This window comes from Mariniflexile sp. TRM1-10 (assembly GCF_003425985.1).
GTDB lineage: Bacteria > Bacteroidota > Bacteroidia > Flavobacteriales > Flavobacteriaceae > Mariniflexile.
Genome location: NZ_CP022985.1, coordinates 2,858,291 through 2,871,640 on the forward strand (window position 1 = coordinate 2,858,291; position 13,350 = coordinate 2,871,640).

General features: G+C 35.1%; 7 protein-coding genes. All 7 read left to right on the forward strand.

Going from position 1 to position 13,350, the window contains the following annotated elements; genetic code table 11:
• The first annotated feature begins 92 nt into the window (after nt 1–92).
• Genes CJ739_RS11980 through CJ739_RS12010 form a run of 7 tightly spaced genes read left to right on the forward strand, consistent with a single transcriptional unit; the run spans nt 93 to nt 13,260 of the window.
• A complete protein-coding gene (locus tag CJ739_RS11980; protein WP_117175592.1) occupies nt 93–2,411 on the forward strand; it encodes a GH92 family glycosyl hydrolase in 2,319 nt (772 codons plus the stop codon).
• Between the two features lie 36 nt (nt 2,412–2,447).
• Nucleotides 2,448–4,727 (forward strand): GH92 family glycosyl hydrolase, encoded by a 2,280-nt coding sequence (locus tag CJ739_RS11985; protein ID WP_117178944.1) that lies wholly within the window; start codon nt 2,448–2,450, stop codon nt 4,725–4,727.
• A 32-nt stretch (nt 4,728–4,759) separates the two neighbouring features.
• Complete coding sequence (locus tag CJ739_RS11990) at nt 4,760–5,326, forward strand: hypothetical protein (RefSeq protein WP_117175595.1); 567 nt, start codon at nt 4,760–4,762, stop codon at nt 5,324–5,326.
• Nucleotides 5,327–5,370: 44 nt separating this feature from the next.
• Entirely contained in the window at nt 5,371–7,167 is a 1,797-nt protein-coding gene (locus CJ739_RS11995; protein ID WP_117175597.1) for a hypothetical protein, read from the forward strand.
• A 40-nt stretch (nt 7,168–7,207) separates the two neighbouring features.
• Nucleotides 7,208–8,266, forward strand: a complete 1,059-nt coding sequence (locus CJ739_RS12000; protein ID WP_117175599.1) for a phosphatidylinositol-specific phospholipase C1-like protein — start codon at nt 7,208–7,210, stop codon at nt 8,264–8,266.
• Between the two features lie 2 nt (nt 8,267–8,268).
• Nucleotides 8,269–11,235 (forward strand): glycosyl hydrolase 115 family protein, encoded by a 2,967-nt coding sequence (locus CJ739_RS12005; protein ID WP_117175601.1) that lies wholly within the window; start codon nt 8,269–8,271, stop codon nt 11,233–11,235.
• A 6-nt stretch (nt 11,236–11,241) separates the two neighbouring features.
• Entirely contained in the window at nt 11,242–13,260 is a 2,019-nt protein-coding gene (locus CJ739_RS12010; protein WP_117175603.1) for a glycoside hydrolase family 2 protein, read from the forward strand.
• The last annotated feature ends 90 nt before the right edge of the window (nt 13,261–13,350 follow it).

Here is a 13,350-nt window from a genome sequence, read left to right on the forward strand (position 1 = left end):
TTCTTAAGCAATAAATAAATTCATTTAGGCAGAACCTGTTGGTCAAATAAAAGCCTATTGCGTTCAAGACAAATTTCTCGTTAATATTATCAATGAAGTTAAGCAATAATATAGTTAATGGCATTTTAACGGTTAGTATCATACTTTCCTTTTTAGTTTCCTGTAAAGAGGAAATAAAACCTTCTATTGAGAAAGAATTTTTATCAGATAAAGTATATCCTTTTTTAGATACTGAAAACTCAAGATGGTTTTTCTTTTCGTCTGCTAGTCGTCCATTTGGAATGGTTAATTTAAGTCCGGATACGCAAATTGGAGGCGATTGGGGCACCGGGTATCGCTACAATACGGATACCATAAAAGGCTTCAGTCATATTCATGCTTGGCAAATGTCTGGTTTGTCGGTAATGCCTGTAACCATTTCCCATGAAAACAAAGATCATATTTTTACTGATTTTTTCTCAAGCTTTAATCATCAAGCAGAAACAATAACGCCAGGATATCATTCAGTAGAGTTAGATAGGTATCAAATTAAGGTCGCATTAACAAGTACAAAACGAGTTGGGTTTCACCAATATTCGTTTCCAAAAAATAAAGAGGCAGGTATCCTCTTCAACTTAAATACCATATTGGGACCCTGTGAAAATGTAGAGGGCGTACTAAAGCAAACGGGGAAAAGCGAGTTGTCGGGTAAATTAGTAGCAGATCCAACGCACAGACGTCCTAAACCATTAACCATATATTTTAAAGTACAACTAAATGTTCCTGTGACAGCTTTGGAAGAAGATGCTGAAACAGGAAATTATTTAATCAACATAGAAAATACAGAGAAAGCTGTTTTAATGAAGGCTGGGATTTCTTATACTTCAATAGAAAACGCAACTAATAATATTCAGCAAGAATTACCCCATTGGGATTTTGATAAAGTAGTCACGGAATCGAAAACCGAATGGCATACGATGTTATCAAGAATTCAAGTGGAAGGAGGAACCAATACAGACCAAAAACGATTCTATACCGATTTATGGCACGCCTTACAAGGCAGAAGAACCATTAGTGATGTTAATGGCGCCTACCCAGATAATACGGGAAAAACTTTTAGGGTTGGCCAGTTGCCATTGAATGCAGATGGTAAACCTAAATTCAACCATTACAATTCCGATTCATTTTGGGGCGCACAATGGACTATCAATACGCTTTGGGGATTGGTGTATCCAGAAATTATGGAAGAGTTTGTACATTCCTTAATGCAATATTATAAAGATGGCGGTATGATTCCCCGGGGGCCTTCTGGTGGTAATTATACTTATGTAATGACAGGAGCTTCCACAACACCATTTATCGTAAGTGCTATTCAAAAAGGAATCATAAAAGAAGATTTAGAATCTATTTATATCGCACTCAAAAAAAACCACATGTCTGGCGGTATTATGGGAAAAGCCGGTTACGAGCATACTACGGATCTAGGAGGCGGTTTAAAATATTATTTAGAAAAAGGCTATGTGCCTTATCCTATTCCTGAAGGGAATTTTGGATTGCATCAAGATGGTGCCAGCCAAACCTTGGAATATGCTTATCAAGATTGGACATTGGCGCAATTGGCTAAAAAATTAAATCATGATGAAGATTACAATTATTTTATGGCTAGATCCAAAAATTATAAACATGTGTTTGATACCAATATAAGTTGGATGCGACCTAAAAATGTTGAAGGGACATGGGCCGAAAACTTTGACCCTTATCAATACGAACACGGATTTATAGAATCAAATGCGGCACAATCTACTTGGTTTGTACCACATGATGTTGATGGTTTAGCACTATTGATGGGCGGAAAAGACAAAGCTATTGAAAAATTAAATACGCAATTTGAAACAGCCAAAGCATTAAAGTTTACTTCAGGGACATCACATGATGCCGAATTACATCCAGAATATAGCCGCATTCCAATCAATTTTGGGAATCAACCTTCCATACAAACCTCATTTATTTTTAACCAATTAGGTAGGCCAGATTTAACACAATATTGGACAAGGACTGTGATTAAAGAAACGTTTAGTGGTTTGGCTCCAAGCACAGGCTATAACGGCGATGAAGACCAAGGCTTAATGGGTAGTTTGAATGTGTTGTTTAAAATGGGCTTATTTCAAATGAATGGTGGAACGGAAGAAAATCCAGCATATCAAATAGGAAGTCCTATTTTTAATAAAGTTACCATACAGTTACATCCAAAGTATTATTCAGGTGAAACATTTGTTATTAAGGCAATAAATAATAGCGATGAAAATATTTATGTAAACAAGCTTAAATATAATGCTACTACTTTGCCTGCTTATAGTATTTCTCATAAAGATATTACAAATGGAGGAGAGTTAATTTTAGAAATGTCAAACCAGTTTATAAATAATTTATAAAGCATTATGATACAATCTTTTATTAATAATCGGCATATGGAATCAATAAAAAAAACAATCTTTTTTGTGTTTTTGGTATTTCTTTTTAATAGCAGCAATGCTCAAGAAAAACACCATACTTATGTAGATCCCATGATTGGATCCGAAGGAGATGGACGCGTATTTATTGGTCCTTCATGTCCCTTCGGAATGGTAAAACCAAGTCCAGATTGTACTGTAAGTCCGAATAGTGGTTGGTTGCCCATGCCAAAAGAAGTAACCGGATTTAGTCAAGTGCATGTTAGTGGCACTGGCGGCGGACCAAAATACGGAAACATTCAAATCATGCCATTTTCCGGTGAATTAAATAAGATAGACCAAACCTCATTTAGACAAGAAGAAAACGTAAAACTGGGATACTATGAAACTGTTTTTAAGGAAAATCAAATAAAAACAGAAATAACCACAGGAGAAAAAGTATCATTTTATAGAATAACATATCCTGAAACTGCCACCAAGGAATTAAAGATTGATCCAGGGTTCTTCTTGGGAGAACCAAAAGAGCCTGATCCAGATGCTAGGGAAGCTCAGCAATTTGTTGGGTCGCAAATCGAAATAGTTTCAGACACAGAAGTTAGAGGCTATAGCCGAATTAGAGGCGGCTGGAATAACGGTCGTGCCTATACCGTTTATTTTTGGGTCGTTTTTGATCAGCCCATTGCAAAATATGTGACATGGAAAGATGGAAAATTATTTGCAAATGAACCTGCGCAATTTGATTCTGGAAAAAAAACAGGCGCCTTGTTGTCTTTTGGAAAAGAAGGCAAACAAGAACTCAATGTTAAAATAGGCATCTCGTTTTTAAGTTCGTTAAAAGCAAAGAATAATATAGAAAAAGAGATTCCGCATTGGAATTTTAATAGCGTTTTGTCAGTTTTAGAAAATAAATGGGAACAACTGTTAAGCCGTATCACACTGTCGCCAGATACTTCAGAAGATTATAAAAAAATGTTTTATACAGGCTTGTATCATACCATGATCATGCCTGTTGATAGAACAGGGGAAAACCCTTTATGGACCAATGATGAACCGTATTACGATGATTTTTATTGTATTTGGGACACGTTTAGAACCTCTAGTCCGTTAATCACACTTATAGATCCAGACCGGGAAGTTGAAATTATTAACGCGATGTTGAATATTTATAAGCGTGATGGCTATTTGCCAGAAGGCAGAAGCGGAAACGAAAACGGCCGTACACAAGGTGGCTCTAATGCTGAAACAGTAATAGCCGATGCCTTTGTTAAGAATTTAAAAGGAATAGATTATGAGTTGGCATTAAAAGCCATGCTTAAAGATGCTGAGGTACCTCCTGGGGGAAATGAAGAAAAAGAAGGCCGTGGCGGATTAGTCGATTATTTACGATTGGGGTATATTCCTTATGGTATAGACAGAGCAGGTAACAGAACTATTGATTATGCTTATAATGATTACAATATAGCTACAGTAGCCAAGGGTTTAAATCATAAGAATATTTACGATAGATATATAAAACAAGCTGACAATTGGAAAAATTTATGGCGTGCAGATTATGAGAATAATGGTTCTAAAGGATTTATTATGCCCAAAGATGCTTCAGGAAATTGGTTGGATGATGTTGTTTTTGGCGAGTCAAAAATTCAGAAACCAACTTTTAAATATACGCCAACAATTACCGAATCTCCTTGGTATGTTTGCCACTGGTGTGTGTTTTTTTATGAAGGGACTTCTTGGGAATATTCATTAAGTATTCCTCATGATATACCTGAAGTTGTTGCTAGGTCTGGAGGAGATTTAGCTTTTAAAAATAGATTAGATACGTTTTTTGAAAAGGAATTGTACGATGTATCAAACGAACCTTCTTTTTTAGCACCAACCATGTACCATTGGATTGGTCGCCCAGACTTAAGTAGCGATAGAATACGTACTATTATAAAAAATAATTTTAATAGTTCACCAAATGGTTTGCCGGGTAACGACGACTCTGGAGCCATGTCTTCTTGGTTGGCTTTTCACATGATGGGATTGTATCCCAATGCAGGGCAGCCTTATTATTTAATAAATACACCTTTGATTAAAGAAACCACGCTAAAGCTAGAAGCAGGCAAATCTTTTAAGATTTCCACTAAAAATTTGAGTGATAAAAAGAGGTATATCAAATCAGCCTTATTAAACGGAAAACCCTATAATAAAGCATGGATTTTACATGAAGACATCGTTAATGGTGGTGAATTAATTTTAGAAATGGCATCAAAACCATCCGCTTGGGGAACCACTATATTACCACCAACAAAATAATTAGGATATGAAATCCTTTAAAATTTATGCAGATGAAAAACATTATTATAGCTATCATTTTTTGCGCAACATATCAAATAGTAATGGCGCAAAACTACGTGCCATCGATTGGAAATAATACCACTTTGCATTATATCTGCAAGCTACATGGGCAAACAAGAACTTTGACGCTCACTACAGAAATGACTTCGGATACGTTGGTGCTAAACTTGGAAACGAGAGGCGTAAAAAGCAGTATCAGAACGATGCCGGAAGCGGTTAAAAGCGGCACGGAATTGAGTTTTAATCAAGGCGAAAATGCACCAATTTTAGTATTGAAACCCACGGAAACGTTTTTTATGATTTCGCAATCAGCTTATCAGGATTTATTAAAAAATAATCAATTTGTTTATAATAATACGACGTATGTATTGGATAAAAATGAAGAAAAGAATCCTGTAATCATTGATGGAAAAGCACTAAGCACGTTACATGTAGTTGCGCAAATTGATAATACTGAACTGTGGATTTTAGAAAATCCCGATTTTCCATTGCTTTGTAAAGTAGCAAAAAACCCATTAGGCATCAATTTTACGCTTACGGAAATTGTTGGTCAATAAAGTTTTTGATTTTCATCGGAATTAAATGAGTAATACGTAACAGTATGGAAGACCACATCGATCGTAAAGAATTTATTAAGCTAAGTGGTTTGGGTTTGACAAGTGCTTTCGTTAGTAACATTGCCTTTGCAAACAATACTTTTTTTAGTAAAGGAAAAATGATATTAGATGTTAATTTGATGAAAAAGCTCATTACCAATAATGATATTGCAGTTAAAGCCATTTTAGATAAAATTCCCGATGAATCGCATGTTATCATAAATAATTTTAGACCATTAGCTACTGCCATAGCGACTATGTCAGCTTCTATATCTCATTCTGAATCGGTTTATTATAAGTCAAAACGTGTAGCAGAACGTTTGAACCAAGCCTTGGATGTTTTGGTAAAGAATCAATATCATGACGGTACTCTAGATGCTGGAGGTAATAGACAATCACCTCCTGATACTGCTTTTGTTTTGGAGTACATTTGTGAAGCCGCAAAAGTATTACATCTTTATAAGCAAAAAGAATTAGAAGGGTTGAGAGGTAAAATGAAAACCTTTATTGTAAATGCAGGAGAAGCCATGGTAACAGGCGGTGTTCATACGCCAAATCACAGATGGGTTATTTCAGCGGCCTTAGCAAGTATCAATGCATTATACCCTGACGCTAGATATATTCGAAGAATTGATGAATGGCTTGCAGAAGGTATCTATTTAAATGCCGATGGACATTATTTGGAACGAAGCGGTGTGTATTCTGCCGTTATTGATAAGGCGTTTATAACAATGGCAAGATTGCTTAATAAACCGGAATTATTAGATAAAGTACATGCAAACCTTATAACTTACTATTATTATACCGAAACCAATGGCGACTTAGTAACTGTTGATTCAAGAAGACAGGATCAATTTATGAATATAGATGTTTCTAAATTTTATTTGCAGTACCGTTATATGGCCATCCGTACCAATAATTCCATATTTGCTCATATGGTTCATGTCATTGAGGGGCTTCCTAGTTTTACCACCGATATTTTATCACATGCGTTGGTGCATTTTATGGCAAACAGGGAACTTCAAAAGCAAATTCCTCTTGACGCAAATGTAGAAAATGATTTTGAAAAGTTTTTTGCAGTCTCCGATCTGGCTAGAATTAGACGAGGTAAAACGTCGGTAACTTTATTCGGTGGAAACGATAAACCAGTAATTGTTATTTCAGGAAGATCTTCAAACCCCAATTTTTTAATGTACCGAAAAGGTGATGCCATTTTAAAATACATGCGTTTGTCTACTTCGTTTTTTAGAATGGGATATTTTAGTAGCGATGGCTTGGTGAAAGAAGGAAATAAGTATATTTTTAAGGAAACCAAAGAAGCTAATTATTACCAACCACTCGCTGAGGAATACCGCAGAGAGGATGCCGATTATAAACTCTCTCGGTCACAAGATGGAAGGTTTTGGAATAAAATGGATTTTGATTCACGAACCAAAAGCAACGTAAAAACACAAATTTCAGTTATTGAAATCACTGAAAATAATGGAAAATTAAGCATGGATTTTAAAGTAGATGGACCACCACATGTTGAGGTCACTATAGAAATGTGTTTTAAAGAAGGAAGTTTGCTATCGGGAGCCCAAAAAGATGAAAATGGCAATTATTTCTTAACATCGGGATTGGGTGAATTGTCCTTGGGGTCTGATATTATAGAATTTGGACCTGGAAAAGTAGAACACAACAAAATAAAGAACCTTGACAGTGAGGAATATACGTATCATCAAGGCAGCTTACGTACTAATGGGGTACATGTTTATCTAACAGGATATACCCCATTTCATCATACGATGACTATGGGTTGATAAGTGAAATTATCAAATAATAAATTTTAAGAAACGGACGATGCAAAAATACTATCTTTTTCAAATTATGATAGCAGTATGTTTTTATAGTTGTGGTGATAGTGATGTGTATTTAAATGATGTACAGGTGATAGGTAGTCACAATTCCTATAAAATAGCTATAGAACAGCCTTTATTCAATTATTTGTTTGAGCAAGATTCTTCAAGAGCTAGGTCGTTACAATATACACACATATCATTGGAAGACCAACTGGATTTGGGATTGCGGAATTTAGAATTGGATGTTTTTTATGATCCTCATGGTGGTTATTATTCTAACCCTAAAGGATTGGAAATAGTAAAAGCTTTGGGTAAGGAACCGCGGGTTTTTGATAAAGAGCAGAAGCTTAAGCAGCCGGGTTTAAAAATGTTTCATATTCAGGATATAGATTTTAGAAGTCATTATTTATTATTTAAAGACGCCTTAAGGGCATTGAAAAAGTGGTCTGATAAAAACCCAGATCATACACCGATATTTATTTTGATAAACACAAAAGACCAAGTTATTGAAAATTTATTGAAGCCTTTGCTATTTACAAAAGAAGCTTTAAATAGTATAGATAGTGAGATTAGCAGTGTGTTTTCGGAAAGTCAGTTAATAATTCCAGATTTAGTTAGAGGTGATTTTGAAATACTGGAGGAAGCCATTCTAAAAAAAGGTTGGCCAAGATTGTGCGATTTAAAAGGGCGTTTTCTTTTTGTATTAGATGAAAAGGAAGATAAAATAAATAAATATTTGGATGGACACCCTTCATTAAAAAATAGAATCTTATTTGTAAATAGTAAAGAAGGCAATCCAGAAGCCGCATTTAGGATAGTTAATGATCCTGTTAAGGATTTTGATTATATAAAAGAATTAGTAGCTAAAGGATATCTGATTAGAACTAGAGCTGATTCTGGAACTAAAGAAGCACGAACCAATGATTATACGCCTTTTGAAAAAGCCAAAACTTCTGGAGCACAGGTTATTTCAACCGACTATTATTTGCCATCTACATTATTTCCATCTGATTTCAAGGTTTCTTTTGGTAACAACACATTTGAAAGAATAAAACAATAACTATGAATAAGTTACACATTTTACTAATACTGATTTTATCACAATTATCTATTTTAAATGCTCAAAAAAGTAATGATTTTATAATTGTTAAAAGAAATGAGTCGTGCCAAATTGTTATTGATAAAAAAGATGCCAAAGTCGTTGAAATTGCAGCAAACATATTGGCAAACGATATAAAAAATAGTATAGGAAAAACAGTTGAAGTTTCAAATGACATGGGTTCTAATATCATTCTTGCCGGTTCTATTGGGAAGAATAAACACATAGATCAGCTCGTTCGTTCCAATAAAATAAATATAGATTCCGTCAAGGGGACATGGGAATGTTATAGCATCCAAGTCGTTAAAAATCCTTTTAAAGGTGTTGATCAAGCCTTGGTAATCGTGGGTTCAGATAGGCGGGGAACCGCTTATGGTTTACTCGAAATCTCTAGAATGATTGGGATTTCACCGTGGGAATGGTGGGCAGATGTGACACCCGAGAATAAAAATGAGATTATAATTTCTGTTGAAAACAAAACATATAAAGGCCCATCGGTAAAATACAGAGGCGTGTTTTTAAATGATGAAGATTGGGGTTTACAACGTTGGGCAACATTAAATTTTGAACCGGAAATAGGGGATATGGGTCCAAAAACCTATGCGAAAATTTTTGAATTATTATTACGTTTAAAAGCCAATACCATTTGGCCTGCCATGCATTCGAGTACCAAACCATTTTATTCCTACCCTAAAAATAAGCAGGTAGCAGATGATTATGCCATTGTTGTAGGCACATCGCATGCCGAGCCCATGTTGAGTAATATCAATACAGAGTGGAACCATAAAACAATGGGTGAATATCGCTATGATACCAATTCGGAGGTCATAAAAAATTTGTTTACCAAACGTGTAAAAGAAGCTACTCCATTTGAAAATATGTATACCACAGGAATGCGTGGAGAGCATGATTCCCCTATGATTGTTGGTGAAGATGATACCGATCAACAAGTCAAATTATTGGAGCAAATCATTTCAGACCAAAGGGCGATTTTAAAGAAAGAACTAAAAAAAGATCCGAAAGCGATACCACAAGCTTTTATTCCTTATAAAGAAGTATTGACCTATTATCAAGAAGGCTTACAACTTCCAGAAGATATTACACTGGTTTGGACGGATGATAATTATGGCTACATACGCCAGTTTAGTAAGCCCGAAGAACAAAAACGGTCTGGCGGTGCAGGCGTGTATTATCACACATCCTATTGGGGGCGTCCGCATGACTATTTATGGTTAAACTCTACCAATCCTGTGTTGATGTGGGAAGAAATGTCTAAAGCCTATGAATTTCATTCCCGTGATTTATGGATTCTCAATTGTGGCGACATTAAACCACACGAATACAATATCGAATTGTTTCTGGACATGGCTTGGGATATGGATGCTTTTGAAAAAAGTAGTGCTGTTAAAAACCACATGAATATATGGGCAACAAGAGAATTTGGAAATGAACATGCCTCTGCAATTACCGATGTCATGTTCGAAAATAATCGGTTAGCCTTTATAAGACGTCCTGAGTTTATGGCATGGAGCCAAGTGGAACCTGTTACGAAATCAGGTGTTACGGAATTGACTCAGTTTCATTATGGTGATGAAGTTGAAGCGCGAATAAAAGACTATCAAGCCATTGAGGATGAAGTAGAAAAATTATATCCCAATATTGTCACTCATCGTAAAGATGCTTTTTATCAATTGGTGTATTATCCTGTGGTAGCCGCTTCAAAAATAAATCAAAAATGGTTGTACCGTTTTAAAAATGATTTTGATGCCAAACAAGGTAAAATCAGTGCCAATTATTATGCTGAGCAATCTGCCAATGCTTTTAATCGCATTCAAAAAGAAACCCAATATTATAATGAAACGTTACATCAAGGAAAATGGCACCATATCATGACCATGGCCCCTAGGTTTCTTCCAGTATTTTCAAAACCATCCTATGTATTTGTTGAACCAAAAGAGAAAGCGACTTTAGGCTTGGCATTGGAAGGTTACGAAATGGAAGTCAATCATGAAATTGTTAATAGTTTTGCTGATGTTTTGCCCATTTTTAATAGGTACACCGATAGCCATTATTTTATTGATGTGTATTTAAAAGGAGAAGGAAGCGTCACATGGAAAGCTCTGCCAAAAGCCGATTGGATTAAAATATCAGAAGCTCAAGGGATATTGAATAGTAAATCCGGAAATCCCACAAAACGCTTATGGGTAAGTATAGATTGGAAAAAAGTACCTCAAGGAGAGAACAAAAAAGAGGCTCCTTTAGGACACGATTTTCAATTGATTCCACCAAGTTATAAAGTAAGTAGTGCCATTGATTTTATTTCAGCCGATAGTACAATAACAGTAGGGGTTTCAGCTTACAATCCGAAGTTTGCAGCATTAGAAAATTATACCGGTTTTATTGAAGACAAAGGTTTTGTATCCATCCATGCTGAAAATTTTACACGAAATAAAGCAGGAAAACAAGCGTATTGGGACGTGTTTGATGGTGTTGGTTATACAGGGAAAGTGATTACCGCATTGCCGAGAAGTGTCGATTCGGAAACCGATTTAAAATTAATTCAACAAAATAATCCTGTACTGGAATATGATTTTTATACCTTTAATTTCGGAGAAGCAGATGTTCGAGTGCAAGCGATCCCAACACATGCTGATTATGAAGGACGTGGCGTGCGTTGTGCAGTTGCTATTGATGATGCAACACCAGTTATTGTTGATTTTCAGACTTCCGGTAGAAGTGAGGAATGGAAACAAAACGTACTAAAAAATGCCAGTGTGCAATCGGCAAAACAAATTATCAATAAAGCGGGAAAACATACACTTAAAATTTGGATGGTAGATTCGGGTGTCATGATAGACCAGGTGTTGATTGATTTGGGAGGCTGGAAATCGAGTTATGCGTTTCCAAAAGAAACAAGGTGTAAAAATTAAGATATTATGAAACATCAAATTTTAAAGGCGGGTTTTTTAATATTTATAACATTGGTTTTTACAAATTGTAAAGATCGATCTTATGATAAAACAGCAAATAAACAATTAAGTAGTGCAGTTATATTGCTTGATGGAAATTGGGAGTTTGCTATTGATTCTACAAATTTAGGATTCAAAGAACATTGGGAAAATAGTATTCCTTCTCAATTATCCCGTGAAGTAATAGTACCACATACGTGGAATATTGAATCGGGCAGTGAAGAGTATGCAGGATTGGCATGGTACCAAAAAGAAATTAAATTGCCTATAGATTGGAAGGGTAAAAATGTGAGAATTAAATTTGAAGCTGTTTATCATGATGCTGTGGTTTATGTAAATGGAAAAAAAGTTGGAGAAAACTTAAATGCAGGATACACCCCTTTTATAATTGATATAACAAATTTTGTGTCGTTTGAAAAAGCAAATACAGTTGTAGTATCTGTTAACAATGAATTTTCAGAAAATAACTTGCCATACGACACTTCTTTTGATTGGTCGAACGACGGTGGAATTATTCGTTCGGTTTCACTTGAATCTACAGGAAAACCATCTTTTAAATATGTGCATATCAATCCAGAAATAAATTTACAAGACAGTTCAGGAATTATAAAAATAGCTGTCAAGTTTTGGGAAAAGGATATAGACAACGTAGCTCTAAACTTTATTATTAAAGATAAAGAAACAGGAGAAAGCATTAAATCTCTTGAACAAGAATTACAAGTGATAGATGGCGAGTGCTCATTAAATATTCTATTAGGAAAAATAAAACCATGGCATTTTGATGCCCCAAATCTTTACGAACTTGAAACCTCCATACAAACTGAGTATGGAATTTCAGATGAAGAGGTTTCTGTTTTCGGTTTTAAAAAAATTGAAATTATTGGGGAACAATTTTTTCTTAACGGAGAACCAGTTAGATTACCCGGATTAGAATACATGCCTGGCAGTAACCCTAAATATGGAATAGCAGAACCACGTAGTTATATGGATTCTATTGTTCGCGCTATGAAAGACTTAAATGTATGTATTACACGTTTTCATTGGCAACAAGATGATTATATGCTCAGTTTGTTGGATAAATATGGTATTTTGGTTCAAGAAGAATTGCCGTGGTGGCAAAACCCAAAAAGATTAACACCCGAACTTGTTAACACCGCCCACAAACAATTAAATGATATGATAGAAGCACACTACAATCATCCGAGTGTTTTTTCATGGGGCATTAGCAACGAAATAAATGGTGATACAGATAAAAAGGCCTATTTAGAACTGCGCGATTTTGTTAAATCTAAAGATTCATCCAGGTTTGTAACCATTATTTCTAATCGTATTTGGGAAAAACAAGAAAATGATGAAACATTGCTTTGCGATATACCTACTTGGAATGAATATATTGGTACATGGCATGGAAGAGATCGAAATGAATTGCCAAATAAATTTGATGTAGTTAAAAACGCCATTGGAAAAAGACCGTTACTTATAACAGAAAACGGCTTGTGTGAACCAGCAAATTCTGGAGGCGATACGCGTAGAATTGATGATATGCTGTTCCATGTTAAGGAATGGAGCAGGCAGCCTTATGTTATAGGCTATATTTACTTTTGTTTAAATGATTATCGTACTCAAATGGGGGAAGAAGGTTTTGGTAAATTTAAAATTAGAAGACACGGTATTACAGATGTTGCCTTAAACCCAAAGCCATCTTACTATGTTTTTAAACAATTAGCGTCTCCAATAGACATTACTAAAGTAGAAAGAATGGATGATTCCACAGCAAGAATAGAAATTAAAGTCAAGAATAGTATCCCTTCTTATACAGTTAGGGGGTATGAGTTGCAATATCAAACAAGTGATGATAAGCCGATAGAAATAAATTTACCCATTTTAAAATCGGGAGAAGTTTTTGCCACCGATTTAAACCATATAAACCCAAGGTTCGCATTTCAAATTGTAAGACCTGGCGGATTCATGGTAATAGAATATTAAATAAATAAAGTAATAATTATTAAGAGCGTTTTAAGTTTTTTAACATTTGTCTTTTTGTTTTATTAAGTTTGATTTTTCATCATGTAATCA